The sequence below is a fragment of the Nocardia cyriacigeorgica genome (assembly GCF_005863245.1).
Classification (GTDB): domain Bacteria; phylum Actinomycetota; class Actinomycetes; order Mycobacteriales; family Mycobacteriaceae; genus Nocardia; species Nocardia cyriacigeorgica_C.
In genome coordinates this window covers 269,431-296,076 of the sequence record NZ_VBUT01000006.1, presented here as the reverse complement: position 1 = coordinate 296,076, position 26,646 = coordinate 269,431, and the positions used below count along the sequence as shown (strand labels likewise).

29 protein-coding genes are annotated in these 26,646 nt (G+C 69.4%); 15 read left to right on the top strand and 14 right to left on the bottom strand.

The window, feature by feature from the left end; translation table 11 throughout:
* Positions 1 to 216: 216 nt before the first annotated feature.
* Positions 217 to 555, top strand: coding sequence for a hypothetical protein (locus tag FEK34_RS17365; RefSeq protein WP_138448840.1), 339 nt, complete (start codon positions 217 to 219; stop codon positions 553 to 555).
* A gap of 27 nt (positions 556 to 582) precedes the next feature.
* Here the strand turns inward: FEK34_RS17365 and FEK34_RS17360 are convergent, their stop codons facing one another.
* The 3 genes from FEK34_RS17360 to FEK34_RS17350 all read right to left on the bottom strand — a co-directional run bounded on the left by FEK34_RS17360 (position 583) and on the right by FEK34_RS17350 (position 4,863).
* A complete protein-coding gene (locus FEK34_RS17360) occupies positions 583 to 1,602 on the bottom strand; it encodes a PP2C family protein-serine/threonine phosphatase (RefSeq protein ID WP_138448839.1) in 1,020 nt (339 codons plus the stop codon).
* A 209-nt stretch (positions 1,603 to 1,811) separates the two neighbouring features.
* The gene (locus FEK34_RS17355; RefSeq protein ID WP_138448838.1) at positions 1,812 to 3,185 is read right to left on the bottom strand and encodes an FAD-dependent oxidoreductase; all 1,374 of its coding nucleotides are present in this window, start codon (positions 3,183 to 3,185) and stop codon (positions 1,812 to 1,814) included.
* Positions 3,186 to 3,306: 121 nt separating this feature from the next.
* The gene (locus tag FEK34_RS17350; RefSeq protein WP_138448837.1) at positions 3,307 to 4,863 is read right to left on the bottom strand and encodes a flavin-containing monooxygenase; all 1,557 of its coding nucleotides are present in this window, start codon (positions 4,861 to 4,863) and stop codon (positions 3,307 to 3,309) included.
* A gap of 96 nt (positions 4,864 to 4,959) precedes the next feature.
* Between FEK34_RS17350 and FEK34_RS17345 the strand changes: the two genes are divergently transcribed.
* Both FEK34_RS17345 and FEK34_RS17340 read left to right on the top strand, forming a co-directional pair.
* Positions 4,960 to 5,595 carry a TetR/AcrR family transcriptional regulator gene (locus FEK34_RS17345; protein ID WP_432760959.1) on the top strand — a complete coding sequence of 212 codons (636 nt, stop codon included), beginning with the start codon at positions 4,960 to 4,962 and terminating at the stop codon, positions 5,593 to 5,595.
* A 55-nt stretch (positions 5,596 to 5,650) separates the two neighbouring features.
* Positions 5,651 to 6,796, top strand: coding sequence for an LLM class flavin-dependent oxidoreductase (locus FEK34_RS17340; RefSeq protein WP_138448835.1), 1,146 nt, complete (start codon positions 5,651 to 5,653; stop codon positions 6,794 to 6,796).
* A gap of 590 nt (positions 6,797 to 7,386) precedes the next feature.
* On the opposite strand, the gene FEK34_RS17335 is transcribed toward FEK34_RS17340, so the two are convergent.
* On the bottom strand, positions 7,387 to 7,944 hold the full coding sequence (locus FEK34_RS17335; RefSeq protein WP_138448834.1) for a hypothetical protein: 558 nt from the start codon (positions 7,942 to 7,944) through the stop codon (positions 7,387 to 7,389).
* Positions 7,945 to 8,131: 187 nt separating this feature from the next.
* Entirely contained in the window at positions 8,132 to 8,596 is a 465-nt protein-coding gene (locus FEK34_RS17330) for an NUDIX domain-containing protein (RefSeq protein ID WP_138448833.1), read from the bottom strand.
* A 110-nt stretch (positions 8,597 to 8,706) separates the two neighbouring features.
* On the opposite strand from FEK34_RS17330, the gene FEK34_RS17325 reads away from it, so the two are divergent.
* Together FEK34_RS17325 and FEK34_RS17320 are read left to right on the top strand one after the other, a co-directional pair.
* Positions 8,707 to 9,336, top strand: coding sequence for an HAD family hydrolase (locus FEK34_RS17325; protein WP_138448832.1), 630 nt, complete (start codon positions 8,707 to 8,709; stop codon positions 9,334 to 9,336).
* A gap of 278 nt (positions 9,337 to 9,614) precedes the next feature.
* Positions 9,615 to 10,193, top strand: coding sequence for a class I SAM-dependent methyltransferase (locus tag FEK34_RS17320; RefSeq protein WP_249359317.1), 579 nt, complete (start codon positions 9,615 to 9,617; stop codon positions 10,191 to 10,193).
* Positions 10,194 to 10,271: 78 nt separating this feature from the next.
* On the opposite strand, the gene FEK34_RS17315 is transcribed toward FEK34_RS17320, so the two are convergent.
* The 3 genes from FEK34_RS17315 to FEK34_RS17305 form a co-directional block, all read right to left on the bottom strand.
* Positions 10,272 to 11,144, bottom strand: coding sequence for an LLM class F420-dependent oxidoreductase (locus FEK34_RS17315; RefSeq protein WP_138448831.1), 873 nt, complete (start codon positions 11,142 to 11,144; stop codon positions 10,272 to 10,274).
* Positions 11,145 to 11,243: 99 nt separating this feature from the next.
* Complete coding sequence (locus FEK34_RS17310) at positions 11,244 to 11,462, bottom strand: hypothetical protein (protein WP_138448830.1); 219 nt, start codon at positions 11,460 to 11,462, stop codon at positions 11,244 to 11,246.
* Positions 11,463 to 11,474: 12 nt separating this feature from the next.
* Positions 11,475 to 12,536, bottom strand: a complete 1,062-nt coding sequence (locus FEK34_RS17305) for an SDR family oxidoreductase (RefSeq protein ID WP_138448829.1) — start codon at positions 12,534 to 12,536, stop codon at positions 11,475 to 11,477.
* A gap of 110 nt (positions 12,537 to 12,646) precedes the next feature.
* On the opposite strand from FEK34_RS17305, the gene FEK34_RS17300 reads away from it, so the two are divergent.
* The 5 genes from FEK34_RS17300 (at position 12,647) to FEK34_RS30030 (ending at position 16,478) form a co-directional block, all read left to right on the top strand.
* Entirely contained in the window at positions 12,647 to 13,261 is a 615-nt protein-coding gene (locus FEK34_RS17300) for a TetR/AcrR family transcriptional regulator (protein WP_138448828.1), read from the top strand.
* 45 nt (positions 13,262 to 13,306) lie between these two features.
* A complete protein-coding gene (locus tag FEK34_RS17295) occupies positions 13,307 to 14,446 on the top strand; it encodes an alkaline phosphatase family protein (RefSeq protein WP_138448827.1) in 1,140 nt (379 codons plus the stop codon).
* Between the two features lie 84 nt (positions 14,447 to 14,530).
* A complete protein-coding gene (locus tag FEK34_RS17290; protein ID WP_138448826.1) occupies positions 14,531 to 14,851 on the top strand; it encodes a hypothetical protein in 321 nt (106 codons plus the stop codon).
* 121 nt (positions 14,852 to 14,972) lie between these two features.
* A complete protein-coding gene (locus FEK34_RS17285; protein ID WP_138448825.1) occupies positions 14,973 to 16,187 on the top strand; it encodes a helix-turn-helix domain-containing protein in 1,215 nt (404 codons plus the stop codon).
* Between the two features lie 126 nt (positions 16,188 to 16,313).
* The gene (locus FEK34_RS30030; protein WP_171048260.1) at positions 16,314 to 16,478 is read left to right on the top strand and encodes a hypothetical protein; all 165 of its coding nucleotides are present in this window, start codon (positions 16,314 to 16,316) and stop codon (positions 16,476 to 16,478) included.
* A 20-nt stretch (positions 16,479 to 16,498) separates the two neighbouring features.
* Here the strand turns inward: FEK34_RS30030 and FEK34_RS17280 are convergent, their stop codons facing one another.
* Positions 16,499 to 16,912 carry a DUF5997 family protein gene (locus FEK34_RS17280; protein ID WP_171048259.1) on the bottom strand — a complete coding sequence of 138 codons (414 nt, stop codon included), beginning with the start codon at positions 16,910 to 16,912 and terminating at the stop codon, positions 16,499 to 16,501.
* Between the two features lie 86 nt (positions 16,913 to 16,998).
* Here FEK34_RS17280 and FEK34_RS17275 point away from each other — a divergent pair, with 86 nt between their 5' ends.
* A complete protein-coding gene (locus FEK34_RS17275; RefSeq protein WP_138448824.1) occupies positions 16,999 to 17,964 on the top strand; it encodes a LysR family transcriptional regulator in 966 nt (321 codons plus the stop codon).
* A gap of 112 nt (positions 17,965 to 18,076) precedes the next feature.
* Here the strand turns inward: FEK34_RS17275 and FEK34_RS17270 are convergent, their stop codons facing one another.
* Together FEK34_RS17270 and FEK34_RS17265 are read right to left on the bottom strand one after the other, a co-directional pair.
* The gene (locus tag FEK34_RS17270; protein WP_138448823.1) at positions 18,077 to 18,595 is read right to left on the bottom strand and encodes a hypothetical protein; all 519 of its coding nucleotides are present in this window, start codon (positions 18,593 to 18,595) and stop codon (positions 18,077 to 18,079) included.
* A 192-nt stretch (positions 18,596 to 18,787) separates the two neighbouring features.
* Entirely contained in the window at positions 18,788 to 19,756 is a 969-nt protein-coding gene (locus FEK34_RS17265) for an AraC family transcriptional regulator (RefSeq protein WP_138448822.1), read from the bottom strand.
* A gap of 160 nt (positions 19,757 to 19,916) precedes the next feature.
* On the opposite strand from FEK34_RS17265, the gene FEK34_RS17260 reads away from it, so the two are divergent.
* Positions 19,917 to 20,381, top strand: a complete 465-nt coding sequence (locus tag FEK34_RS17260) for a DUF779 domain-containing protein (RefSeq protein ID WP_171048258.1) — start codon at positions 19,917 to 19,919, stop codon at positions 20,379 to 20,381.
* 1 nt (position 20,382) lies between these two features.
* On the opposite strand, the gene FEK34_RS17255 is transcribed toward FEK34_RS17260, so the two are convergent.
* The gene (locus FEK34_RS17255; protein WP_432760958.1) at positions 20,383 to 20,826 is read right to left on the bottom strand and encodes a MarR family winged helix-turn-helix transcriptional regulator; all 444 of its coding nucleotides are present in this window, start codon (positions 20,824 to 20,826) and stop codon (positions 20,383 to 20,385) included.
* Between the two features lie 121 nt (positions 20,827 to 20,947).
* On the opposite strand from FEK34_RS17255, the gene FEK34_RS17250 reads away from it, so the two are divergent.
* Complete coding sequence (locus FEK34_RS17250; protein ID WP_138448820.1) at positions 20,948 to 21,592, top strand: maleylpyruvate isomerase family mycothiol-dependent enzyme; 645 nt, start codon at positions 20,948 to 20,950, stop codon at positions 21,590 to 21,592.
* Between the two features lie 6 nt (positions 21,593 to 21,598).
* Here the strand turns inward: FEK34_RS17250 and FEK34_RS17245 are convergent, their stop codons facing one another.
* Together FEK34_RS17245 and FEK34_RS17240 are read right to left on the bottom strand one after the other, a co-directional pair.
* Positions 21,599 to 22,024, bottom strand: a complete 426-nt coding sequence (locus tag FEK34_RS17245) for an MmcQ/YjbR family DNA-binding protein (protein ID WP_138448819.1) — start codon at positions 22,022 to 22,024, stop codon at positions 21,599 to 21,601.
* A 40-nt stretch (positions 22,025 to 22,064) separates the two neighbouring features.
* Complete coding sequence (locus FEK34_RS17240) at positions 22,065 to 23,618, bottom strand: succinic semialdehyde dehydrogenase (RefSeq protein WP_138448818.1); 1,554 nt, start codon at positions 23,616 to 23,618, stop codon at positions 22,065 to 22,067.
* A 199-nt stretch (positions 23,619 to 23,817) separates the two neighbouring features.
* Here FEK34_RS17240 and FEK34_RS17235 point away from each other — a divergent pair, with 199 nt between their 5' ends.
* Together FEK34_RS17235 and FEK34_RS17230 are read left to right on the top strand one after the other, a co-directional pair.
* On the top strand, positions 23,818 to 26,226 hold the full coding sequence (locus FEK34_RS17235) for a sensor histidine kinase (RefSeq protein WP_138448817.1): 2,409 nt from the start codon (positions 23,818 to 23,820) through the stop codon (positions 26,224 to 26,226).
* Positions 26,227 to 26,646, top strand: coding sequence for a roadblock/LC7 domain-containing protein (locus FEK34_RS17230; protein ID WP_138448816.1), 420 nt, complete (start codon positions 26,227 to 26,229; stop codon positions 26,644 to 26,646).

The following is a 26,646-nucleotide window of genomic DNA, read 5'->3' as shown; positions in this document are numbered from 1 at the left end:
TGCGTGCTAGCGGTCACCGATGAGCGAACCGTCGAGACGATCGCACCGGCTCGCCGACTTGATACCCGTGCCCGTCCGGCGACAAACCACCGGACAGGCAGCTGTCCGCCGATGCCCTGGTGGAGGGGGTCTCGATTGTTTCGGCGGTCGCGGGGTACTCGGCGATTGTCACCATCCGGACACTCACCCCGGATCATCGACCGGAAGGAGCACGCGATGGCAGCCGGGCCCGACGATTCGACCAGGGGTTTCCACCGGGACTCCCCGCACGTCCCCGAACATCATTTCCCCGACGACACCCGAACCACCCGCGCACATGCGGGTGAGGCGATGGAGGACGTGCGCAACTGGCCGGGCATCGTGATGTGCGCCCTCGGGCTGGTGGCGGTCGCGCTGACCTTGACGGCGGCCGGCTACGGCTACGAGGGCTGGGCGATCGTCGGCGGTATCGCCGCGGCCGTCCTGCTGATCGGCGGCGCGGCCGTCATCGCGCTCGAACACCGCCGGGTGAAGGCGATGCACGGGCACAAACTCACCGACCAGCAGGGTCACTGACCGTTTGCCACCGTGCGCCGGACCGGCTCAGGTGGGTCCAGGACCACCCACCGGCACCAGCGCCACGGTGATGTTGTCGCCGCCGCCGCACGCCACCGCGTAATCGGCCAGATCCCTGGCCGCGTGGGCGGGCGGCTTCGCCGTGGCTATCGCGGCCAGCGCGACCGGATCGGGCAGATAGTTCCACAGCCCGTCGCTGCACAGCAGCAGCACGCCCGGGCCCGTGCACCGGAAGCTCTGCACGCTGCGGCTCGACCACGGTTGCTGGTCGTAATCGGCGCCGAGCCAGCGCAGCAAGGTGTGCGCGCGGGGGTCGTTCATGGCTGCGGTTTCGTCCATGGCACCCGCGTCGACGAGAGCCTGGGCCCAGGAATCGTCCAGGGTGAGCCGCCGGGAGGCGGGCTCGGCCTCGTCGTGTTCGCCGTCGCCGGGGACCAGCCAGTAGGCGCGGCTGTCACCGACATTGGCGACGGTGATCGTGGCGTTGCCCGCGCCGTCGTCGTGCACGATGGCTCCGACGTAGGTGCACGAGGGTGAGTCGCCGTCGATCGAGGCGATGTCGCGGACCGCGCCTGCCGCGGCGGCCAGGCCCGCGGTGGCCGCATCGTCGACGGGCCTGCCCTCGGCCAGCGCGTTCAGGCAGGCGTCGACGCCGGTGCGGGCGGCGGTGCCGGAGGCCGCCTGCGGATTCGGTGAGGACGACACGCCATCACAGACCACGGCCACCGTCACCGGTGCGCGGCCGGGCGCGGGGACACCGACGCCCGCCGCGACCGCGTCCTCGTTGCGCGCGTGCGCCACACCGCGGTCGGTGACCAGCACGACGGCGCCGAGATCGGCCTCGAACCGGTCCGGCGGACCGGGCACATGAGCGCGACCGGGGTGGACGGGCCGGGCGCCCGGTTCGGCCGTGGCCTCGGCCTGCGGCAGGGCGACACGTCGCACCGGCCGCGCCCCACCGCCCGCCGCGGAGGCCTGCGACGGCGCGGGGATCGGGGTGGTCAGGAACTCCGGGCTGCCCAGGCCCGCACCGGCTTCCGGGCTCACCTGCTCACCGCCGATCGCACCGCGTCACCGGCACCCGATCCTCGTCCACGAGGTGGCAAAGCCCTTCTGTCCCAGCGGCTGTTCACCGATTCCCCAGGCTGCACCGCGCCCCCCTTCTGATCATGGTTGTCGATCGACGATAGTACGGGAGCGGTAGCCGGGTGTGCCCACAGATCGCCACGATGGGTCCTCGCTGTGCGCCGGCCGGATCAGCCGCGCTCGCGCACGGCCGTGACGGCCTTGCGTGCTGCCACCAGTACCGGGTCCCAGACCGGCGAGAACGGCGGCGCGTATCCGAGATCCAGCGCCGTCATCTGCTCGACGGTCAGCCCCGCGGTGAGCGCCACCGCGGCGATATCGACGCGTTTGCCCGCGCCCTCGCGGCCGACGATCTGCACCCCGAGCAGCCGGCCGGTGCGCCGCTCGGCGAGCATCTTCACCGTCATCGGTTCGGCGCCGGGGAAATAGCCGGCGCGGCTGGTCGATTCGATGGTGACGCTCACGTATTGCAGGCCGATGGCGCGGGCGTCCTTCTCCCGCAGCCCGGTTCGCGCCACCTCGAGGTCGCAGACCTTGCTCACCGCGGTGCCGACCACCCCGGGGAAGGTCGCGTAGCCGCCGCCGACATTGGCGCCGATGATCTGGCCGTGTTTGTTGGCGTGGGTGCCGAGGGCGATATGACGGTCGACGCCGGAAACCAGATCCAGCACCTCGACGCAGTCGCCGCCGGCCCAGATGTCGTCGCGGCCGCGTACCCGCATGGACAGGTCGGTGAGCAGGCCGCCGTGCGCGCCCAGGGGAAGGCCCGCAGCCTCGGCGAGGGTGGTTTCCGGCCGCACCCCGATGCCGAGAACTACCACGTCGGCCGGGTATTCGGCCTGTGCGGTGACGACCGAGCGGGCGCGGCCGTCATCGCCGGTGCCGATCGCGGTGACTTCGGCATTGCCGACGATCTTCACCCCCATGCCGCCCATGGCGGTCCGTACCAGTGCGCCCATATCGGGATCCAGCGTCGACATCGGCTCCGCGCCACGGTTGACCAGGGTGACCTCGAAACCGCGGTTGATCAGCGCCTCGGCCATTTCGACCCCGATATAGCCGGCGCCGACCACGACCGCACGCCGGCCCTTGGCGCGCTCGAGGGTATCGATCAGCGCCTGGCCGTCGTCGAGGGTCTGCACCCCGTGCACGCCCTCGGCGTCGATGCCAGGCAGCGGCGGGCGGATCGGGCGGGCGCCGGTGGTGATGACGAGTTTGTCGTAGCCGGTCCAGGATTCGTCACCGGTGTCCAGTGCCCGAGCGCGCACCCGGCGCCGGTCGGTGTCGATCTCGACGACCTCGGTGCGTACGCGCAGATCGATGGCGCGGGACCGATGTTCCTCCGGTGTGCGCGCGATCAACTCGTCGCGGTCGGTGACGTCACCGCCGACCCAGTACGGGATGCCGCAGGCCGAGTAGGAGGTGAAATGCCCGCGTTCGAAAACGACGATCTCCAATTCGCCGGGCCCGCGCATCCGGCGCGCCTGCGAGGCGGCGGACATGCCCGCCGCGTCACCGCCGATGACCACCAGTCGCTCGCTCATACAGTCACGCTACCGAGCGGGCGTTGCCGTCGGCGGTATTCGGCACGCCACCGGTGGATAGTGGCCGATGACGACGGCGCCGGTCGAGTCCCGCAGGACCCGACCGGCGCCGGACATCGAATCAGGCCGTGCGCGTGCCGATCAGCGGCAGCCGCTCGGCGGCCTTGCCGAGCACACCGCGCGGGCTCGCCGGACGCAGACCGGTCACCGTGGCGCCCGCCGCGTCGGTGAACACCAGCGCGTCGTCCTCGACGGGGCTGTTCCGCAGGTAGGCGCGGTCGCGGTAGTAGTTGTTGATCACCTTCCACGGTCCGCGCGCACCCTGGCGCGGCATGACGCCGTCGCCGCGCTGGATGTAGCCCGAGGTCAGGGCACCGCCCATGAGCGAATCGGAGGACCGGTCGGCCTCGGTGGCGCGCGGAACGACCTGGGTGAAACCCTTGTCGCGCATGTAGTTCAGCAGCTTGCAGAAGTACTCCGCGGCCAGGTCGGCCTTGAGCGTCCAGGAGGCATTGGTGTAGCCGAGCACGACCATCGCGTTGGGCACACCCTCGAGCAGGGCGCCCTTGTAGAGCACCCGGTCACGGGTGGCCACCGGCTCACCGTCGACCTCGAGACTCGCCCCGCCGAGCATCTGCACGTTCAGGCCGGTCGCGCTGATGATGATGTCGGCGGGCAGTTCCTCGCCCGAGGACAGCTTGATGCCGGTCTCGGTGAAGGTCTCGATGGTGTCGGTGACGATCGAGGCCTCACCCGACTTCAGCGCCTTGAACAGGTCGCCGTTGGGCACCACGCACAGGCGCTGGTCCCACGGGTTGTACTTCGGCGTGAAATGGCGCATGTCGACATTGGGGCCGACGGCCAGGCGCACCGCCGACAGCAGCAGCTTGCGGGCCACCTCGGGCTGCTTGCGCGACAGCTCGTAGGTCGCTCGCTGCAAGGCGATATTGCGGGCGCGGCCCAGCTTGTAGGTCAGCGCGGCGGGAATCCGGGCGGCGTTGAAGCCGACCGAGACCGGGTCGTCGCTGGGGATGGCCGCGATGTAGGTGGGCGAACGCTGGAGCATGGTCACGTGCTCGGCGTCCTCGGCCATGGCCGGGATCAGGGTGATCGCGGTGGCGCCGGAGCCGATGACGACCACGCGCTTACCCTTGTAATCCAGGTCCTCGGGCCAGTGCTGCGGGTGCACCAGCCGGCCGCCGAAGCGCTCCTGACCGGGGAAGGTGGGCTGGTAGCCCTTGTCGTAGTCGTAGTAGCCGGTGCAGCCGATGAGGAAGTTGCTGGTGTAGATCTCGGTCTCGCCGGTCTGCTCGTTGAGCGCCTCGACCGTCCACTGGCCTGCCTCGCTGGACCAGCTCGCCTTCACCATCTTGCGGCCGAAGCGGATGTGCTCGGTGACGCCGTACTCGGCGGCGGTCTCCTCGACGTAGCGGCGGATGCTCGGGCCGTCGGCCAGCACCTTGGTTCCGGTCCAGGGGCGGAATCCGTAGCCGAAGGTGAACATGTCCGAATCGGAGCGGATGCCCGGGTAGCGGAACAGATCCCAGGTGCCGCCGATGGCGGTGCGCCGCTCCAGGATGGCGAAGCTGCGCCCGGTCTGCTCCTTGGCCAGATGACAGGCCGCGCCGATTCCGGACAGGCCAGCGCCGATGATCAATACGTCGACATGCCGCGTCATTGAGTTCCTCGTCTGGTCGCACTCGGACGCCTTCGACCGAGTTCCATCTGACTTTACACTTAGTCAGATGCCTGGAATCATGACAGAATGTCGGCCGTGAGTCCAGCGCGCGTCTACGGGGGCCTGACCGCCGAGCAGCGACACGATCAACGTCGCGCTCGGCTGATCGAGGCCGCCACCCTGCTGCTGGGCACCCGCGGCGCCGCCGAGACCACTGTCACCGCCGTCTGCGCGGAAGCCAAGCTGACCTCGCGGTACTTCTATCAGCACTTCAGCGACCGGGACGCGCTGCTGCGCGCGGTGGCCGTCGAGCTGGAATCGATCCTGCGCCGCGAGGTGGAACTGGCCGCCCCCGCCGACGGCGCCGCCCCCGACGAGGTCGCGCGGGCGACGGTCGGCGCCTTCGTCCGGATGATCGCCGACGATCCGGTGATGGCGCGGATCCTGTTCATCGAATCCGCGGCCGAACCTGTCATGCGCGAGCTGCGCAGCGAGATCATGACCCGGTTCACCGACCTGGTGCTCGCGCATGCCCGCCGCTATCTGAACCTGGCCGAATCCACCATCGCGGTGGCCCATCTGGGGTCGACGCTGGCCGTCGGCGGCCTGTTCGAGGTGCTGCGGCGCTGGCTCGACGGCGAACTCGACTTCGACGCCGAGCAGATCATCGAGCACAGCGCGGGCCTGTTCGGTTTCCTCGCCGCCTATGTGAGCGTCGTGCAGCCGGATTAAAACCGCGCTGGTTTCAACCCGTGACCCGGCGCCGCCGGCATTCGACGATGAGCGGATGAGCCTGTCGTTTCATTGGTTCCTGCCCACCTACGGCGACTCCCGCGGTCTCATCGCGGGCGGTCACGGTACCGCCATGTCCGGCGACCGGCCGGCAAGCCTGCGTTATCTGAATCAGATCGGCGCCGCCGCCGAGGACAACGGTTTCGAAGCGGTACTGACGCCGACCGGTGCGTGGTGCGAGGACGCCTGGTTGACCACCGCCATGCTGGTCGAGACGACCGAGACCTTGAAGTTCCTGGTCGCGTTCCGGCCCGGGTTGATCAGTCCCACGCTGGCCGCGCAGATGGCGGGCACCTTCCAACGCCATTCGCGTGGACGGCTGCTGTTGAACGTGGTGACCGGTGGTGAACCGCATGAGCAGCAGGCCTACGGCGATTTCCTGGACAAGACCCAGCGCTATGCCCGCACGGGTGAATTCCTCGATGTGGTCCGGCAGTTGTGGACCTCGACCGAGCCGGTGGATTTCGACGGCGAACACATCCAGGTGCGCGGGGCGCTGCTGAACAACCGCCCCGATCCGGTGCCGCCGATCTTCTTCGGCGGCTCCTCCGAGCCCGCCGGTCCGGTGGCCGCGCGGTACGCCGACGCCTACCTCACCTGGGGTGAACCGCTGCTGGCGGTGAGCCGCAAACTCGAATGGATTCGCGGACTGGCCGCCGAGCAGAGGCGCAGGCTCGATTTCGGGCTGCGCATTCACGTCATCAGCCGCGACACCTCCGAAGAAGCCTGGGCCGAGGCCGACCGGCTGCTGGCCGGAATCGACCCGGCCGACGTCGAACGAGTGCAGGCCAATCTCGCGCGCAGCGAGTCCGAGGGGCAGCGGCGGATGCTCGAACTGCACGGCGGGCGCACCGACCGGCTCGAGATCGCGCCGAATCTCTGGGCGGGCGTCGGGTTGGTGCGCGGCGGCGCGGGCACCGCCCTGGTCGGCTCCCATGCCGAAGTCGCCGAGCGCATCGCCGAATACGCCCGCCTCGGCATCGACCACTTCATCCTCTCCGGCTACCCGCACCTCGAGGAGGCGTACTGGTTCGGCGAAGGCGTGCTGCCGATCCTGGAACGCAAGGGTTTGTGGCGGCATCCGCATCGGCGTGAATTCGCGTCCACCGGGACGCCTTTCGCGGCGTCCGCCAGTAGCTGAGGGGCGTGGAATGGCAGCCGGTGCAGGTGTGCACCGGCTGCCACGTCGCGACAACCGCAGTTCCGCAGACCGGCCGGTCGGTCCGCGGCGCCTTCCCGATAGGCGCCGTCACGTGCGCTATTCGCGTCGACCGGTTATGCCCGCACACGAGTTCACCTGCGAGAATAGCGATCCCACGGCTCTGGCACGGCCCGGTTTCGGCAGTTCGTGCAAACACGCACAGTGTGCGCGGATAGAGCGTGGACCGCCCTGGCAGGACGTGCACCGGCGGTTCCACGTGAATCACCACTCCCCCAGGCTTTTTCGCAGCCGCATCGCCCCGGCGTGCCCCGAGACAGCTGTAACGAGATCAGCGCGCCATCCTGTCACTCCGCATCCCGGACGGCATCGCGCGTCACGCTGCCCTGCCGATCACCAGGGCACCCGTCCCGCGCGGTCGAAGTACCCTCCGGCCGGTCTATCCGGGCCGACGGTGGCCAGCCGGATGATGGGTCGGTCCCTTCCGTGACGGTCCAGCCGCGAGGCCTGCTCGCCGACCGACTACGCCGCCACATGCTTGTGCTGGGGTCCTGGCCTCGGAGTTTGTCGTTTCAGCGGCGAGCCTTGTCGTAGGCTGCGTTCAATTGCTGCTGCAGGGGGTGGCCTTCATCACCAGCCCTATCGGGATGCAGGCAGGTGGTCAGGGCCTTGAAGACAGACTTGCGCAGAGTAGGGCCGACTGCATCGAACAATGTTTCTGCCCAGCCGTTCATGGGCGTCGATACGTTTGTCGCCGACCTCAGCTGTTCTTGCAGTTCATCGCGTTCGTCGATGAGCTGCTGGATCTGCTCGTGTTGCCGGCGTGCGGCGTCGTTCATGGCTCGGAACTTTCGTTCCCAGTACTCGGCGGTACGGCGATCGCCGCCATCCGGCGGGTTCGGGTTCAGCGTGTTTGGCTTGGTGACCGCTGCTCCGAGCTGCTCGAACTCTGCGCACAGGTCGGCCATGATTCGAGTACCGGCGTTGACTCGCCATGACATGTTCACCGCGTCCCAGTGGCGACCACGGGGAACTGCCTTTTTCATCGCATTGAGGAGCTCTGGATCACGGTGGGTGAAAGACACAATCCACTCGCCTTCGGCATCCTCAACGGTGACACTCGCTCTCATCTGGCCCCACCCATTCCGTACAGCCTCCGAACTGCCTCGAACTTCCAGGATGCGCGAAGCGCGATGTGTGCAGCCTTTTCGGTATCGGCGCATCAGTTCGCGATCCTGGGTGACCGATCCTGATCTGCGCCTATCTGCGAATCATGTTACCCGGCAGATGCTTTCGTCCGAAACATCCGATCTCGCGCTACACGTTCTCCGGATGAGCTCGCATCCGACCGGCATGTCTGTAGCGCACGAGAGTCTGTTTCACGGCATCGGTGACCGGTGGTTCGTCGGTGAGCGCAGTCCAGGTATAGGCGTCGTGTTCGGTAAGGCGGATCGGTTCCGGGGCGAGGCACTCGACGGCGAAATTGAACTGACGGCTGCGCTTCCCGCTGCCGGACCGGTAGTCGAAACTGTCGATATAGGGGCCGACTCCGGAGACCCGCAACCCTGTCTCTTCCTCGACCTCACGCTCGACGGCCCGCTCGAGGCTCTCGCCGGGTTCGACCTTGCCACTCGGCAGCTCCCAGATGCCGCCCATGAAATCGTCGCCGGGACGGCGTAGCAGCAGTACGCGGCCATCGTGTTCGACGACAGCACCCACAACGAGCTGCTGGACTCCGTCGCGTTCTGCTTGCGCGGTGAGGTCTTCGATGCGGGTCGGCATTCTGCTCATCCTGTCAGGTCGTCAGAGTTGCGGATGCTCCTTTTTCGATGCCTCGATTGCCGGCTGCGGGCAGGCGCGGGCGTGCCGGTGAGGGTCGATAGGGTCGGGTGGTGACCTGGATTGTCGGCTTCGACCTGGATATGACGCTCATCGACTCGCGTAAGGGAGTGGCGCGGGCGATCGATGTCGTGGCCGCTGAGTTCGGGCTGGAGTTGCGTGGTGGTGAGCTCGCTGAGCGGCTCGGGCCGCCGTTGGCGATGATTCTGGCTGATGCTGGGGCTCCGGAGGAGTTGATTCCGGAGTTGGTTGCTCGGTATCGCGAGCTCTATCCGGAGGTCATCGGCGAGGTTCCGGCGATGGCTGGGGCGGACGCGGCGATCGATGCGGTGGTCGGCGCCGGTGGGCGGGTGGTTGTGGTGACCGGGAAGTATCAGCCGCATGCCGAGCTGCATGTCGATCATCTCGGCTGGCCCGTCGACGTCGTGGTGGGCGAGCTGTGGTCGGATGGGAAGGCGACGGCGCTGCGGGAGCATGGGGCGCGGGTCTTCGTCGGCGATCATGCGGGCGATATGCGGGGTGCGCGGGCGGCGGGGGCGTACGGAGTGGGCGTGGTGACCGGGCCGTGCTCGGCCGAGGAGCTGGGCGCGGCCGGCGCCGACGTCATCCTGGCGAATCTGACCGAGTTCCCGGCATGGCTGGCGGGGTTCGATGGTGCCGTGGGATCCGCTCGCCGTGTCTGACAAGCCACCTACGCACGCGGCCCTGATCATCCGAGCAGGCTGCCACCACTCGTCGATGGCCGTCGGCGGGCGACCGCCGGAGGCTCGCGTGGCCGCACCGAAGTACCGGGCGCGCGACGGGGTCACCACACGCTTCGCCAGTCCGTTGACCGGACTCGGCCGGGCGTGGCCCGAAGGGAAGGCATCGGCGCCGCAGTAGCAAATGCACCGAGGTGCCGCATCGGAGCGCGCCGATCGCAGCCCGCGCCAGGACACACGACCCCGGTACGTTGGAGCGGGTGAGCGCCGATCCCTACTGGAATCACAACACCCACTACCACCCGTGGCTGATCGCGCAAGTACCCGAAACCGCGCGCACCGCAATCGATGTCGGCTGCGGCGACGGGCTGCTGGCGTCGAAACTCGCCACCCGGTGTGAGTCGGTTCTCGGCGTCGATGTGGACGGCGGGATCATCGCCGACGCCCCCACGCCGGCGAATGTTCGTCTCACGCAGGGTGATTTCCGGGAGCTGGACCAGACCTTCGATGTCGTGACGGCGGTGGCGACCTTGCATCACGTCCCACTGGTCGAAGGTTTGACGGCGTTGCGTGATCTGGTGGCGCCCGGCGGCACGCTGGCGGTGGTCGGACTCTGGAAGATGAGCGTCCGCGCCGACGCCGCGTACCTTCCGCTGTTACCCGCGATCTGGGCGATCGGTAAGTGGCACGGCGGCAGCAGGGGGCCGGGTTTCACCTGCCGTGATCCCGAGGACACTCTGCCCGAGATCCGCTCGGCGGCCGCCGAATTGCTGCCTGGTGCGCGGATCCGGCGCAGGATGATGTGGCGTTACACCTTGCTGTGGCGCAAGCCTGCCTGATCGGGGCGGGCTCGCGCGCACGCGGCGGCCTGTCGTGGTGGTCGACGTCGGGCGCCGCGTGGCGCGCCGGTGGGCGGCTCAGCGCAGCTGTTCGATCACCGGGGCGAACGCGTCCATGTACGGCTCGAGCACGGTGATGTAGGAGATACCGAACTGTTCGCGGCGTTCGCGCAGCCGCTGCGCCATCTCGGCGGGCGTGCCGAACAGCAGGGTGGGCAGTTCTTCGGGGTCGCCATCGAGCAGCGCGGAACCGTATGTGTCCAGCAGGGCGGCGCGTTCGCTCGGCGGAACCACCGCTTGCACCAGGATATTGAGCTCGACGCGGTCGGCGCGCTCCCCCAGCAACTCTCGCACATACCCGACCCGCTCGGTGATGCCCTCGACATCGGCCAGTGTCAGCGTCCCGCCGGCCCCGGTGGCAGCGCCGGTGAAACCGACGACGTCGGCCTCGGTGGCAGCCAGCCGCAGCAGCCGATCGCCCCAGCCGGCGATGAGCAGCGGCGGCCCACCCGGCTGCACCGGGCGCGGCTGATACTCCGGGTCGGCGAACAGCTTCCGCAGCGTGGCGACGGTGTTCTCGAGGTGAGCCACCCGCCGGCCGCCGGTGCCGAACGGGATGCCCGCCGCCTCGAACTCGTCCTTCACATACCCCGCACCGAGGCCGAGTTCGATTCGCCCGTCGGTGAACTGATCCACCCCGGCCACGTCCCGTGCCAGCAGCGCCGGGTTGTAGAACGGCGTGTTCAGCACGAAGGTATTGAGCCGGACTCGCTCGGTGGCCTCGGCGCCGAGCACGATCGACGGGAACGGCGCGGGCAGTCCGAGATGATCGGCCACGCCGACCACGTCGTAGCCCTGCGCTTCGGCCCGGCGGCATTTGGCGATCCACGCCTGCCTCGACTCCGGGACCACCATGTTCACGCCGAATCGGAATTCATGTTGTGCGCTCACCCCTCTTGTCTACCAAGGCGACATCGGCGATCACAGCCCGCCCACGCACCCAGGCAGGGCAACGCGGGCGGGCATGATGCCACGCGAGGCGACCCGCAGTCAGCAGGCGACGAATGCGGCGGCGGCGATGCTCGCCCCAGACAGCGCGGCCGCCGACGCCGCGGCTCGGCCGGACCTCCACCAGCCGGATCCCTGCCGCACGGCGACGGAACGAGCTCGTCGCCGTCCGGCGTCGGAGTCGGCCCTGCTCCTCCCCTCGCGCCGGCGCAACCGGCGAACCAGCCCGAGGGTCGCGACGATCAATGTTGCGGTGATCATGAGCGGATCTCCTTACGCGTGCGCCGGTTCGGCCGCATCGGAGCGCGCGCCCGCGGGCTTCGGCACCACACCGAGCGCCAGCAGGCTCTCGGCCGTGTCGCGCACCGAATCCCGGACCGGACGCATGGTCCAGCCGAGCTCGCGTTCGGCCCGTTCGGCACTGAGTCGCTCGACCAGCCCCAGCGACGGCACGGTGAGCCGCACCGTCTTGTCCACCACCGCGATGGCGCGGACCAGCAGGTCGGGCAGTTGACGGGTCGGCACCCGGAACCCGCGCGGCCCGAATTCCTCGGCAAGCAGGCGCCCGAGATCTCGCATCCAGAGATGTTCGCCCGCACAGATATACCGTTTGCCCGCCGCCTCCGGCGTTTCCATGGCCAGCCGGTGCGCGACCGCGAGATCGCGCACGTCCACCGTCGCCCAGCCCACCCGCGGCGAGCCGGGCACCTGACGGCCGAGCAGCATTCGCACGGGTTCGTGGGAGGTGCTCGTGGCCGTGGAGAGCGCGGGGCCGAGGACCATGCCGGGATTCAGGACCGTCAGTTCGGGACCGTCGGGGTTCTCGGCGGCGAAGTCCCAGGCCGCGCGCTCGGCGAGGGTTTTGCTCTTCTGATAGGCCGGGCTGCGCTCCACAACGGTCCAGTCGGCCTCGGTGCGCACCGCGTCGGTGCGGTGGCCGTGGGCGATGGCGGCGATCGAGGAGGTCAGCACCACCCGCCGCACCGTGCCCGCGGCCGCGGCCGCCCGCAACACCCGCAGGGTGCCGTGCACAGCGGTGTCGATCATCTCCTGTTCGTCGTCCGGCGGTGCGGACGGGAACGGTGAGGCGACATGCAGGACGTAGTCGCAGCCGGAGACGGCGGCGGCCCAGCCCTCGTCGCGGTCGAGATCGGCTGCGGCGAAATCGATCTCACCGCCGGCACGCTCGGCGAGCTCGACCAGGTGCTCGCGCTTGCGGGTGTCGGCGAGGCTGCGCACGGTGCCGCGCACCGCGTATCCGTGGTTCAGCAGTTCGGCGATGACGTGGCCGGCGATGAATCCGGTGGCGCCGGTGACCAGTACTCGTGTGCCCATGATGTCTACCCATCGAGAGGAGGAAGAACCCGACGCATCTAAGCGCCGCTCAGATAATCTAAGCACTGCCCAGATTGGTTTGTCCAGTGCCATTCGCTTACGCTCGGACGGTGACCCGGACCTCGTATCACCACGGCGCCCTGCGTGAGGCCTTGCTCGCGGCCTGCCTGCGGCTGATCGAGACCGAGGGCATCGCGGCGGTGAGCCTGCGCCGGGTGGCCCGCGAGGCCGGCGTGAGTTCCGGTGCGCCCTACCACCATTTCGCCGACCGGGCCGCGCTGCTGGCCGATCTGGCGACCGAGGGTTTCCGCAAGCTCGGCGACGAGGTGGCCGCCGCCAGGGACGCCGCGCCCACTCCCCTGGCCGGATTGACCGCCATCGCCGACGCGTATGTGCGCTTCGCCCGGGACAACCCCGGCTACTTCCGGCTGATGTTCCGGCCGGAGCTGTCACAACCCGACAAGCACCCCGAGACCCGGGCCGCCGGTGAGGCCGCTTTCGCCGTTCTGTCCGGCACCGTCGCCGATTGTGTCGCCGCGGGCGAGCTACCCGCGGGCAAGGCCGACACCCTCGCGGTCACGCTCTGGGGCCTGGCCCACGGTCTGGCGTCGCTGTGGCTGGACGGGCAGCTGGACAAGCGCAGTGCGCTGATGGGCACCACCGCACCCGAACTGGTGGCCGACATCATGGGCACCTTCAATGCCCTGATCGCTCCCGGCTCCTGAAACAACCGGCTTGCGCCCGCGCGCGGCGGCCCGCATCCTGAGCACGTGTTCGTCGCGCCCCGTTATGGAACGGGTTCCCTGTCCGATCTGTTTCCCTCCGTCCTGGCCGGATTCGGGGTCCCCGGCGAGCGCGATCGCCTCGGGCTCGAACTCGGGGTGGACCGGGTGTGTGTGCTGCTGATCGACGGTCTCGGCGCCGACGCGCTGGCCGAGCACGCCGAAGTGGCGCCGTTCCTGTCGGGGCTGTCCCCCGCCGTGCTGACGGCCGGATTCCCGACCACGACGGCAACCAGCGTCAGTTCCCTCGGTGCGGGTGTGCCGCCCGGTGAGCACGGCATCGTCGGCTATCTGCTGCGGGTGCCGGGCCAGGACCGGTTGTTCGATCCGCTGGGCTGGCGGCTGTTCGGCGCCCAGCACAAGGGCGACCTGCTCGACCAGCTCGTGCCCGAGCAATTCCAGCCCGGCGCAACCGTCTTCGAGCGAGCCGCCGCGCACGGCCTCACCGTGACGCAGGTGGCGCCGCGCTATCAGGCCGGCTCCGGATTGACCCGCGCTGTGCTGCGCGGGTGCGCCTTCCGGCCCAACTTCTCGGTCGGCGACCTGGTCGCGGGCGTGGTCGAAGCGCTTGCCGGACCCCGTTCGCTGGTCTACGCCTACCACGGCGAGCTCGACACCACCGGGCATGTGCGCGGGCCGTCCTCGCAGGCGTGGTTGCTGGAGCTGGCGCACGTGGACCGGATCGCCGCCGATATCGCCGCGCGGATGCCCGCGGGCTCGGCGCTGATCGTCACCGCCGACCACGGCATGGTGGAACTCGGCGACACGATCGACTTCGATGCCGAACCCGGCCTGCGCGAGGGCGTGCACCGGCTCGGCGGGGAACCGCGCGCACGCCACGTCTACACCACCGATGGCGCCGTCGAGGATGTGATGGCGGCCTGGCGCGAACGCCTCGGCGCCGGATTCCAGGTGCTGTCCCGCGCGGAGGTCATCGACTGCGGCTGGTTCGGGCCGACGGTATCGCCGCAGGTCCGCGAACGGATCGGGGACCTGGTCGTGGTGGCGCGCGATACCGGCGGGGTGGTGCGCACTCACGCCGAACCGCTGCAATCGGCGCTGCCCGGCCATCATGGTTCGCTGACCCCGGCCGAGATGAACGTCCCACTGCGCGTGTTCACCGGCTGAGCGCGGGCCCGGTGTCGGCCGGGCCGCCTAGGCTGTAGCCAACGGCCGGGCGAGGTGGCCCGGCGCGCCGACCAGGAGGATCACATGAACGCCACCATCGCACGGACCGGCCTCGCCTGCACGGCCGCGGCCGCCGCGCTGTTGCTGGCCGGCTGCAACGACATCGAACGCGCGCTCAACCGCGGCGGCGACACGCCCTGCCGGGAGTACGTCCAGCAGGACCCGGACACCAAGCGGATGACGATCACCAAGTTCATCAAGCAGAATTCGGGCATCGATTCCGAACCGGCGGGCACCGCCGTGGACGCCACGATCATCCAGGTGGATCTGCTGTGCGGTGCGCAGCGCAATGCCGAGACCCCGATCAAGAACGCCGACGTGGCGGGCATCTTCATCACCAAATGACGCACCGGTGATCGTTGTGCGGCAAAGCGTCCCGCGAGCGGGTTCGCCTGCGCGAGGATAGGACGCGCAAGCAGGCCGGTCGGGGCCCGACCGGTGACCCGGACGACGAGAAGGACTGCGTGTGGCACGGTTTCGCACCCTGACCCAGCAGCGCACCGATCTCGAAAAGGAATGGGAACGCGTGGCCACCGCCTCCGGCGCCGCCGTGCGGACCCCGAACACCTTGCTACGCAGTGAGGTCGCGCAATCGTGGCGGCGCTCGCTGACCACGGTCGACCCGGGGTGCACCGGCGCACCGGGTCTCGATGATATCGGCGAGCGGTGGGCGCGCTCGCCGCTGCGCGCGCCGGTCACCGAGTTGTCCGGTGCGCTCAACGACGTCGCCGTCGACGCCGGCTACCTGGCCGCTGTCACCGACGCCTCCGGCGCGATCCTGTGGTCCGGTGGTGACCGGGCGGTGCGCCGGCGCGCCGAGCAGGTCAATTTCGCGCCGGGTGGCTGCTGGGACGAGGCCCATATGGGCACCAACGCGGTCTCGATGTCGCTGCTGACCGACGCCCCGAGCACCGTGTTCTGCGCCGAACATCTGGTGGCGGCGCTGCACGGCTGGGTGTGCTATTCCGCTCCGATCCACGCCCCCGACGGCAGGCAGGTCGGCGCACTCGACCTGTCCAGTTCCTGGGACCGGTCCCACCCGCTGGTCATGTCGTCGGTGCGGGCCCTGGTCACCGCGGTGGAGACCATGCTGCGCAGCGCGCAAGCACCGCCGCCGGCCGGACTGCGCCTGGAATGCCTGGGTGAATCACGCCTGACCCGCGACGGATTCACCGTGCCGCTGCGGCCACGTCAGCTGGAGATCCTCACCCTGCTCGCCCTCGAACCCGACGGGTTCACCCCCGAACAGCTGCACGCCGCGCTCTACGGCGACCGTCCGGTCACCGCCGCCACCCTCAAGGCCGAGGTCTCGCATCTGCGCCGCGCCACCGGCGGGCACATCGGCAACCGCCGCTACCTGCTCACCGGCCCGATCTCCTGCGACGCGGTCGACCTGCTGGCCGCCATCGCCGCCGGCGACACCACCTCCGCGGTGTGGCTGTACCGGGGTGCACTGCTGCCGGGGTCGGACACGCCCGGCATCGCGCAGTGGCGCGCACACCTTGAAGTCGGGGTCCGCAATGCGGTACTCACCAGCGACCGCGCCGATCACGCCGTCGCCTTCGGTGAGCGCGTCCCCGGCGACGTCGAGGTCCACGAGCACGCGCTGCGGCTGCTGCCGCCCGGCGATGTGCGCCGAGCGGTCGTCACCGCTCGGCTGCATACCGCCTTGCGCACCTGACATCTCGGCGACCGGGCTGCGCCGCCGCCGGCCGTCGGCTGCTCATCCGGCCAGCCGCCATCCCTGCGCCCGCTTACGTTCCCGCCAGAACTCGGCGCATGTGCCGGGTTGGCCGATCAGTTCCTCGTGCGTTCGTTGCATGATCCGCCCATCGTCGTGCACCAGAATCTGGTCCGCGGCCGCGATGGTGTGCGGGCGATGGGTGGCAATCAGCGTCCGTCGAGCCCGCGTTCGGCGGTCAGCGCGACGGCGGCGTCGGTGATGGCCGCCGCCGTCAGCCCGGTGCGGTAGGCGCGCCGAGACACGTCGGGTCAGCCGCGGTTCTTGGCCGGGCGGTTGGTGGCTTCGCGGCGTTCGGCTTCCTTGGCCTTGATGCGGGCGTTCTCGGCCTGCACGGCGGCGTAGTTCTCGCGTTCACGCACCAGCCATTCCGGCGGGTCGGCGAGCAGGGCCGCGATCTCGTCGGCGGTGAGGGCGTCGGAGACTTCGGCGCGGGCCAGGCCGCTGTTGGAGACGCCGAGCTTACGGGCGGTGATATCGCGCGGGAAGGGGCCGGTGCGGCGCAGGTCGGTCAGCCACTGCGGCGGGTCGGTGCGCAGCTTGTCGAGCTCGGCCCGGGAGATCGGGGTGGTGCGGAATTCCTCGGGGGCCGCCGGAAGATAGATGCCGAGTTTGTTCGCCGCCGTCAGCGGCTTCATGGTCTGCGGTTTCTTGTCCGGGCTCACCGATACAGCGTACTGGGCACGTGGGTAGGCAGGTAGCGGCGGGCTGTGCGCATCGCCCGGCACGTGGTGCGCATACGCTGATACGAATGAGCCGCTTCGCTTCGATCGATATCGTGCGTCTGCGCTGGTTCGTCGCGGTCGCGGAGGAGTTGCATTTCGCGCGGGCGGCGAAGGCGCTGAATATTTCGCGCCAGAAGCTCAGTCACACCGTCATCGAGTTGGAGAACGAGCTCGGCACCAAGCTGTTCGTGCCGGGCGCGAGCCCCACGCAGCTCACCGAGGACGGCGCCGAGCTACTGGCGGAGGCGAAGCAACTGCTCGCCGCAGCCGAGGCCGCGCCCACCGGTGCCGCACCGGCCGAGATCACCGGCCTGCGCGTAGGTTTCGTTCCCGGTGTCACGGTGTCGAAATGGCAGCGGGTCTGGGCCGAACGGTTCCCCGAGATCCCGCTGGAACTCGAACCGATCGCGCAGGCCGATCAGCTCACCGCCCTGCGGGACGGCCGGGTCGATATGTGTTTCGTCCGGCTCCCCGTCGACGACGCGGGACTGAGCGCGATCCCGCTCTACCACGAGCTGCCCGTGGTTGTGGTCCCGAAGGACCACCCGATTTCGGTGTTCACCGAGGTCACCACCGCTGATCTGGCCGGGGAGCAGCACCAGGACACCAGCGATCTCGATCGTGCCGCGGGCAGTATCGAACTGGTGGCCGCCGGGGTGGGCGTGGCGATCGTGCCGCATTCGATCGCTCGGCTGCACGCTCGCCGCGATGTGGTGTACCGCACGGTCACCGACGCGCCCGGAACCGATATCGCGTTGGCGTGGCCGTCGGAGCAGACCACCGATCTGGTCGAGGAGTTCATCGGCGTGGTGCGCGGCCGCTCGCCACGCAGTTCCCGGTCGCCGTCGGCGGATCGCCCCAACGCGGCGCCCTCGCGCACCGAGAAAAAGCCGCCCGCGAGTAAGAAGCCGGGGAAGAACGCTGCCGCGAAGCCGCGATCGACCGGGGCGCGCGCGGGCGCCAAGAAACCCACTCGCCGGCGCGGGCGTTAGGCCGCTGGGCCGCTGGCCACCCTCCACCTCGCCGCCGCGTATCAACAGCCCATGCAGGGTTGAGGGCGGACGCACGCCCGCCCTCAACTGCTGCTCGACGTCGAGACACCGCCTAGCGCCGCGGCGGCGGTGTCAGTTTCCAGTTCTTGTGCTTGCTCCACCATTCGGCGGTGCGGCCCGTTCCCTCCTCCCGGCTGGAGCCGCGCAGGTGGCCGTCTTCGAACCAGGAGCCTTGGTAGACACCGGTTTTCCCGTCGGACCAGTGAATCGTGAACCGGATCAGCCGGCCTTGGATCTGACCGCCGACGACCTCACCCCAGGACGTGCTGGTGTTGGCGAATCCGTTGAACGACATGATCGTGTTCGCGGCGTTGGTTTCCCGCCAGGTGACCTTGACGCGGAATCCGATGGGTTGATCGGTGGTGTTGGACAGGCGCTGGTGCACCTCCCAGGTGGTCTGCAGATCCACCGAGCTGGGTGGTTGCGCCCCGGCCGGGACGGTTCCGGTCATCGTCAGCGCGGCGATCGTGCCGAGTATCAACAGCCACGCCGCCGAACCACGTCTGAGGACGGCGGCGATACCGCCGGTGGACGGGCCCGTCCGGTGTGCGGGCGCGATGCGAGTGAACATTGGGTCTCCACAGGTGTACAGGTGGCGCAGGATTTCTCGATGCTTCGGCCCGGTATCGGGCCGCCGCCCCGGACTGTGCGGCAAACCTGGGAGTTCGCCCCGTCGCCCGGCGCCTTCATGATCAGCGGCCGGTACGGGGCTTGACTATCCCGGCAGCGCGGGTTGTATCCCGCAGACGCAGTCGGTCCCGGCTCAGCAGCGCAGTGTGGTGGACGGGCTGACTCCCCAGCGTTTCCGATACAGGGCCGAGAACCGCCCGAGGTGCCAGAAACCCCAGTCGGCGGCGATGGCCGCGACCGTGGTCGTGGTGGGGTCGGCGGCGGCGAGGTCCGCGTGCACTCCCACGAGCCGGGCTTCGCGCGATCGCTCGGTCGGGGTGGTGTCGAGGTACCGGCGGAACCCTTCCTGGAGGGTGCGCACCGAAAGGCCTACCGCGGCAGCGATATCGGCGACGGAAGGCAGATCACGCGCCCGCTCGACGATCAGTTGTTCGGCGCGGCGAATGGGCCGCGGCGTCGCAGTGCCCGCATCCGAGCCGAGGAGCAGCTCCGAGTAGCTGTTCGGCTGAGCCAGCAGAAACTGCGTCATGATCAACTGTTCGACCTGTGGCCGCAATCGTGCGTCGCGGAGCAGGCCCGGCCCCGCCGCGTCCGCTTGCACCATGCGCAGTGTTTCGAGCCAGGTCCGGACCGCGGGCGACCGAAGCTGCATCGCCTGCGACATCCGCAACGGGCCATTCGGCGCCCGCCCCAGCATCCGCAGCAGGTGGGTGTCGAGCGCGTGCCGGTCGAATCGGACGAGCAGATACCGGCTGCTGTCGTGCGCCGCCATATCCAGCGGTACGTCCGGCTCGGGAACCGAGGCGACAGTGGTATCGGATGCGATATCGCGGCTTCCCGCACGCACGCGAACCCAACCGAACAACGGGATCTGGACAAGGCGGAAGGTCTCTGTCGGTTCGGATCTGACCCGCACCTGGACCCCGTACTGCAAATGGGCGAGGCCGACGTTCCCGACGCCGAGGAAATCGCACCGGGCGTCCATCATGCCCGCGCCCGGATCGAGCCGGTGGTCCCGGAGTACGCCACCCATCCGCACCCGGGCTTCTTCGGCGTCATCGGTGCGGAACAGGCGATGCCGGGTCAGCGGTTCGATATCCATGACCACCCCAGATGCACAGCACCGCCCGAAGAGAACGCTTGATTATACCGCTCGAGACATCGCCCGGCGGCCCTTCGGCGGGCGCCAACGTGATACCAACCTTCGCCCTCCATAGTTTCCGGCATCGAGGATGTCCGCCGCAGTCACGAGGAGGAGCGATGTGCTGGTTCGAACCCGGATCCGAGACCGCCACGAGCTGCGCCGCGGGCCCCGCACGCTGATGCCGGACCGCAGTGTCCGCGGCGACGCCACCGAGGCGGCGCGCTCGGTGTTGCGGCACGTCATCGACCAGCACGGCCCGGTGGTGCTGATGCTGAGTCCGGGCGCGACGGCCCCGATCTGCCTGCGCGCCCGCGATTTCCGGCCCGACGAGGGCGACGTGCTGGTCGCCCGGCTGCCCTGGCATACCGAGTTCTGGATGAGCGGAGACAACTACGCCCGTTACGCCCGCGATCATCTCACCATCGATGTCGGCCCGGACCCCGGCGACGCCGCGGCGAGTGCCTCGCTCGAAATCGCCGAGGGTCACCGGTTCGTGCTGCGGGTGCGGCCACTGGATGCCAACGAGGCGGCCGCGGCGGCAGCCGCTCCCCCGCCTCGCACGGGTGCCGACCGCCTGCGCTGATTCAGCGATAGGGGTCGGTGATCTCACGCAACCGGGTCAATGCCCGGCGCAGCTGCGCCGTCGCCCGCGGTCCCAGGTGCCGGGCCCATTCGGTTTCGACCTCGGCGGCCACGGCATTGGCCACCGCGGTCGCGCGCTGCCCACGCGCCGACAGCCGCACCAGTCGCGCGCGACCGTCGGTGGGGTCGGGCACCCGTTCGACGTAGCCCGCGCGCTCGAGCTGGTCGACGAGGAAGCCTGCGGTCTGCTTGGTGACCTGCGCCTGCTCGGCGAGGTCGGTGAGCCGGGTGCCGTCGGGACCGATGCGCTGCACGATCCGGGCCTGCGCGAGGGTGATGTCGGCGTATCCCGCTTCGGCCAGGGCGGCGAAGACGCGATTCTCCATGGACCGATACGGCAGGAACAGCAGCAGCCCGAGCGGCGGCTCGTCGGCGGAACGCTCCACGCCCGCCCCCTTCCACACTCTTGCGACAAGTCAGATTCACTGACTAAAATAGTCAGCGACACTGATTAATTCTACGGGCTCGCCGTTTTGCCGGCGAATCCTTGACTGGCAGGTAATGGCGATGGACCGGGAACAGAGCTGGTGGGTAATCGAGCAGCAGCGCCGCGCCATCGCCGCCCTGCTCGGTGAGCTCACCCCCGCCGAATGGGATACCCCGTCACTGTGCGCGGGCTGGCGGATCCGTGACGTGGCCGCCCACATCGCCATGACCACCCAGCCATTGTCGCTGTGGACGATCCTGCGCGAATTCGCCCGCGCCCGCAGCGATTACAACGTCGTCGTCGACACCACGGCGCGCGAGCACGCCCGTCGTCCCACCGCCGAACTGGTCGCCGAGATCGCCGATACGGCCGCAAGCCGAGAGCTGCCGATGGTCACCAACTATCGCAACGTCCTCTTCGACATCATGGTGCACGGCCAGGACATTTCCCGCCCGCTCGGCCGCCCGATCGCGATCCCCGCCGAGGCCGCCGCGGCGGCCGCCGCCCGCGCCTATTCGGTCGGCTGGCCTGTGTGGAAACGCCGCCGCCTCGACGGTTTCCGGCTCAGCGCCACCGATACCGCGTGGTCGGTGGGTCAGGGCAGGCCGATCGAGGGGCCCATCGTCGCGCTGCTGCTGCTCATCACCGGCCGGCCGGCCGCACTCGAGCAGCTCACCGGCGCAGGTGTCGCCGAGATCGCGGCACGCTTGGCTCCGCGCGGCTGATTCATCTCAGGGCTGGGCCGGATGCTGCTCGAGCCACAACCGCGCCCGGCGCGGCGAGGCACGGGAAAGCCAGGCGTCTTCGATGATCTCGGCGAGTTCCTGCCGGGTCAGCCGGCCCAGATGCGCCGCCCGGACCAGCACCGACGGGTGACCGTCGAAATGCGAGGTGGTGAAGAACGGGGTGGTGCGGTCCTGGATCAGTGCCAGTTTGTCGCCTTCGGAGGGCACCCAGAACATGATCACGTCGTCGTACTTCTCCCCCGTCTCGGGATCGACGGCGTCGGGACGCGGGGTACGGAAGAACACGAACGATTTGCCGCCGACCTGGTAGACGGCATTGCCACGCGGGCCGTCCACACGGGTCACATGCGGCATCGCGGCGGCCAGTTCGTGCACATCGGCCAGGCGCGCCGGCCGTGATCGACTCGGCATGCCGCCAGGGTAGGCCCGGGCGGCACGCCGAGTCGACGGTTCAGCGTCCCGGCAGGAAGCGCAGGTTGCGGGCGATGGTCATCAGGAACCGCTGCCACTTGTCCTGCGACAGCATCGGCGGCGGGTCCAGGTTCATGAACCGGGTGACGACGATCGTCTGCGGTTCGGTGAACTTCAGCAGCCCGTCGGCGCCATGCCTGCGGCCGACACCGGAAATCCCCATGCCGCCCATCGGCGCACCGGTCGTCCCCCACGCCGGCGCGTAGCCCTCGTCGACGCAGACGGTGCCCGCCCGCAGCCGCTGCGCGATCTGCTCGCCCTCCGCGGGGCTGGCCGCCCACACGCTGGCGTTGAGGCCGTACTCGGTGTCGTTGGCCAGTCGCACCGCCTCGTCGACCGAATCCACCGGGTAGATCGAGACCAGGGGGCCGAAGGTCTCGTTGCGGCCGCACTCCATCTCGTCGGTCACCTCGGCGAGCACCGTCGGTTCGAAGAACAGCGGACCGAGGTCGGGACGCGCCTTACCGCCGGTGAGCACCTTGGCGCCCTTGGACGTCGCGTCGGCGACGTGCTTGGACACCGTCTCCAGCTGGGATTCGGAGATCAGCGACCCGATATCGGTGGAGAAGTCGTAGGCCACACCGAGTTTCGCGGCCTCGGTCGCGGCCACGAACTTGGCGGTGAACTCCTCGGCGATGGACCGCTCGACATAGATCCGCTCGATCGAGATGCACAGCTGTCCGGCGTTGGAGAAACACGCGCGCACCGCCGCCTTGGCCACCTTGTCCAGGTTCGCCCCGCGGGTGACGATCATCGGGTTCTTGCCGCCGAGTTCGGCCGAGAACCCGATCAGCCGCTTACCGCACTGCTGAGCCAGGGTCTGCCCGGTGGCCGAGGAGCCGGTGAACATCAGGTAGTCGCAGGAGTCGACGATCGCGGTGCCGACCACGGTGCCCGGTCCGGTCACCACGGCCAGCAGGTCACGCGGCAGACCCGCCCGGTAGAGCAGTTCGGCACCGGCCAGCGAGGAGAACGGGGTCTGGCTGTCGGGCTTGACCACCACCGCGTTGCCCGCGAGCAGCGCCGGGATCGAATCGCCGATGGACAGCACGAGCGGGTAGTTCCAGGGCGCGACCACACCGACGACGCCCTTGGGCTGGGTACGCACCTGCGCCCGGTTCAGCACCGGGAACGCGCCGGGCACCTTGTGCGGTTCGAGCAGCCCCGGCGCGACCCGCGAGAAGTAGCGGGCGGCCAGCATCAGGCCCATGACCTCTTCCTGGGCGGCCCAGCGCGCCTTACCGGTCTCGGCCTGGATGACGTCCATCAGGTATTCGCGTTCGTCGACGATCAGCGCGCGATAACGCTCGAAGACGGCGGCGCGTTCGGCGGCCGGGCGCGCGGCCCAATGTGCTTGGGCGGCCCTGGCTCTGGTGAACGCGTCGGCGACATCCTCGGCAGTGCCGACCGGGACCGTGCCGAGCGGGCGGCCGGTGAACACCTCGGTGATGGTTCTGGTGGGGCGTGCCTCGGCGCCGTCGATCGCCGCGAGGGCGCTCAGTCGGGCGAAGACGTCGGCTTCCGGCGCGGGCATCGTTGCCTCCTCGATGTGGGTTACTCGTCGGTACACACAATCTACCCACACCGGGCGTGCGATGGTGCCGGGTGTCACAATCGCGCAGCTCGCGCGTTGACCGACCGCGCTATTCCGCCGCGGTCTCCGATGTCAAATCCGGTCCCGGTCAACGGGACCCGAGTCCCGATTCGGTCACGATGTCGCTTACGGTGTGCCGATGTTCAGAGCGAGGCTCGGTGTCCGGACCCGGATACTGGCGATCGCGCTCATTCCGAGCCTGACTCTGCTGGTGGTCGGCGTGGGCGCAGCGGGATACCTGGTCGACCGGGGCAATCACGGTAAACAGTGGGCCGAGGCGATGCAGTCGGCGATCGACCCCACCCGTCAGCTGCTGAACGCGATCCAGCAGGAACGCAGGCTCACCCTCGCGCACCTGGCCGGTGATCCGAACGCCGCCGCCGAACTGGCCACCACCCGCCCACGCGTCGATGCCGCCTTCCAGGCCTTGATCGAGGCGTCCAACCCGCTGCGCGAACTGGATTCGGAGACCATCGGCGACAACGTCGGCGATTTCGTGACCCTCGGCCAGCAGCTGGCCCTGGTGCGCACCGGCGCCGACGCGCGAGCCCTGCCCACCCCGGACGCCTACACCTTCTACACCCGGGTGCTCGACGTCATCACCATCGGCACCCAGCTGGCCCAGCGCTCGGCGCCGGACCCGGCCGTGGTGGTGCAGCTGGCGCTGTCGACCCGGCTCATCTACGGCATCGAGGCCGTCTCGCGCAGCAACGCGCTCGCCGAAGCGGCGCTGGTCGACGGCAGTGGTGTGGTCGCGCTGCCGGAGGAATTCGTCGCTCAGGTCGGCGCGCACCACACCATGCTGCCGCAGCTGGCAGGCGAACTCGAACCGGCCTATCGCGACAAGATGCAGGCCCTGCTGGCGAGCCCGGCCTGGCAGCGGCTCTCGGCCATGGAGCACGCGCTGATGCAGCGCACCATGGATCCGCCCACCGAGTCGAGCGGATCCGGCGGGCAGACCGGCACCGGTTCCGGCCGCACGACCAGCCGCGGCACGTCCGACGACACCCCGGTCCCGCTGCCGTCGACCATCGAGGAATGGCAGGCCGCTGCCGCCGAGGTCGACAACGCGCTGCTCGATATCTGGGACCTGCACAACACCAATGCCCAGCAGCTGGCCCGCGATTCGGCCACCGAATCGGCGGCGGCCTCACTGGCTCTCGGTGTCACGGTCGTGCTGATGAGCCTCATCGCCTTCCTGGTGTCGCTGGTGCTGGCCAACCGCTTCATCCGGCGGCTGAAGCGGATGCGCGACCAGACCCTCGCGCTCGCCGACGAACGGCTGCCCGACATGCTGCGCCGGCTGCGCGACGGCGAGCCGGTCGACCCGGAGCAGGAAGCGCCCCGCCTGGATTTCGGCCGCGACGAACTGGGCGCGGTGGCCACCGCCTTCGAGCACGCGCACGCCGCCGCGGTCACCGCCGCCATCACCGAGGCCCGCACCCGCGAAGGTGTGCGCGCGGTCTTCCTGAATATCGCTCACCGCAGCCAGATCGTGGTGCATCGCCAACTGGAGATCCTCGACGCCGCCGAACAGCGCGAAGAGGATCCGGCCATGCTGGAGACGCTGTTCCGGCTCGACCATCTGGCCACCCGTGAACGCCGCAATGCCGAGAACCTGATCATCCTCGGCGGCGGTGAACCGGGCCGTCGCTGGCGCAACCCGGTGCCGCTGATCGACCTGGTGCGCAGCGCGATCGGTGAGACCCTCGACTACACCCGGGTTCGCCTCGGCACGCTGCCGCAGTCGCGAATCGCCGGCAACGGTGTGGCCGACCTGGTGCATCTGCTGGCCGAACTGGTCGACAACGCCACCTCGTTCTCGCCGCCGCAATCGCGGGTCGAGGTCACCGGCAACATCGTCGGCAAGGGCCTGGTCGTGGAGATCAGCGACCAGGGCATGGGAATGGACGCCGACGAGCTGGCGCGGGTCAACGAGATGCTGGCCGACCCACCGGATTTCGGGGTCGCCTCGCTGTCGGCCGATTCCCGGCTCGGGCTGTTCGTCGTCGGCCAGCTGGCCGCACGCCACGACATCTCGGTGCGGTTGAGCGAATCCGACTACGGCGGCGTGCGGGCGATCGTGCTGGTCCCGTCGAAGCTGCTGCTGCCGGGCGAGACCGGGCCCGCGCCCAGCGACCCGGTGACCGAGCCGCGACGTCGTCCGGCGCTGCCCGCGCCGAGCGAACCGGCGACGCGCGCCGTGGAATCGGCGCCCGCCCAGACCGCGACCCTGCTGGCCGACCCGCCGCCCGCGCAGGCACCGCAGCCGGCCGAGCCCGCATCGCACCCGGCCGAGCCGGTGCAGCGCACCGCCGACGGTCGTCCCGCTTTACCCCGGCGCAACCGGCAGACTAGTCTCGCACCGCAATTGGCGCAGCCGGTGACCCCGCAGCCCGCCGCGCAGCGACCTCGTACCGCCGAACAGGCCCGAGACCTGATGTCGGCCATCGAAAACGGCACCAGACAAGGTCGTAAGCCGCTGCCCGCCGACGATTCCGTCGCGCAGGCACCGCCGAGCTCGACCCCGAAGGAACAGGAAGGCTAAGTGTCCACTTCCCCCGCAAGTGATCTCAACTGGCTGCTCGACGATCTGGTCGAACGGCTGGCCGGCGTCCGGTACGCGGTCGTCCTGTCCACCGACGGTTTGCTGCTCGGTCATTCCGCCGGTATCGCCCGCGAGGACGGCGAGCATTTCGCCGCCATGTCCTCCACGCTCTACGGTCTGGCCCGCAGCGCGGGCAGCCGGTTCGACGGCGGCGGGGTGCGCCAGGCCGTCATCGAACTCGACCGCGCCGTGCTGTTCGTGACCGCCGCCGGTGACAACGCATGCCTCGCTCTACAAGCCTCGGAGAACGCGAATCTGGGCATGGTGGCCTATGAGATGAACCTGACCGTGCAGCGGGTGGGCAACTACCTGTCGACCACCGCGCGCAACGGCGCCGCCGAGGTCGAATCACAGGCGTGA

Excerpts from the sequence above, each read along its gene's own strand:
- FEK34_RS17290 (WP_138448826.1), top strand. The coding sequence starts at position 14,531 with ATGAACGCCACCATCGCACGGACCGGCCTCGCCTGCACGGCCGCGGCC.
- FEK34_RS17330 (WP_138448833.1), bottom strand. The coding sequence starts at position 8,596 with ATGCCGACCCGCATCGAAGACCTCACCGCGCAAGCAGAACGCGACGGA.
- FEK34_RS17250 (WP_138448820.1), top strand. The coding sequence starts at position 20,948 with ATGGACCGGGAACAGAGCTGGTGGGTAATCGAGCAGCAGCGCCGCGCC.
- FEK34_RS17270 (WP_138448823.1), bottom strand. The coding sequence starts at position 18,595 with ATGTTCACTCGCATCGCGCCCGCACACCGGACGGGCCCGTCCACCGGC.
- FEK34_RS17275 (WP_138448824.1), top strand. The coding sequence starts at position 16,999 with ATGAGCCGCTTCGCTTCGATCGATATCGTGCGTCTGCGCTGGTTCGTC.
- FEK34_RS17240 (WP_138448818.1), bottom strand. The coding sequence starts at position 23,618 with ATGCCCGCGCCGGAAGCCGACGTCTTCGCCCGACTGAGCGCCCTCGCG.
- FEK34_RS17350 (WP_138448837.1), bottom strand. The coding sequence starts at position 4,863 with ATGACGCGGCATGTCGACGTATTGATCATCGGCGCTGGCCTGTCCGGA.
- FEK34_RS17335 (WP_138448834.1), bottom strand. The coding sequence starts at position 7,944 with ATGAGAGCGAGTGTCACCGTTGAGGATGCCGAAGGCGAGTGGATTGTG.
- FEK34_RS17235 (WP_138448817.1), top strand. The coding sequence starts at position 23,818 with ATGTTCAGAGCGAGGCTCGGTGTCCGGACCCGGATACTGGCGATCGCG.
- FEK34_RS17310 (WP_138448830.1), bottom strand. The coding sequence starts at position 11,462 with ATGATCACCGCAACATTGATCGTCGCGACCCTCGGGCTGGTTCGCCGG.
- FEK34_RS17305 (WP_138448829.1), bottom strand. The coding sequence starts at position 12,536 with ATGGGCACACGAGTACTGGTCACCGGCGCCACCGGATTCATCGCCGGC.
- FEK34_RS17355 (WP_138448838.1), bottom strand. The coding sequence starts at position 3,185 with ATGAGCGAGCGACTGGTGGTCATCGGCGGTGACGCGGCGGGCATGTCC.
- FEK34_RS17340 (WP_138448835.1), top strand. The coding sequence starts at position 5,651 with ATGAGCCTGTCGTTTCATTGGTTCCTGCCCACCTACGGCGACTCCCGC.
- FEK34_RS17265 (WP_138448822.1), bottom strand. The coding sequence starts at position 19,756 with ATGGATATCGAACCGCTGACCCGGCATCGCCTGTTCCGCACCGATGAC.
- FEK34_RS17365 (WP_138448840.1), top strand. The coding sequence starts at position 217 with ATGGCAGCCGGGCCCGACGATTCGACCAGGGGTTTCCACCGGGACTCC.
- FEK34_RS17245 (WP_138448819.1), bottom strand. The coding sequence starts at position 22,024 with ATGCCGAGTCGATCACGGCCGGCGCGCCTGGCCGATGTGCACGAACTG.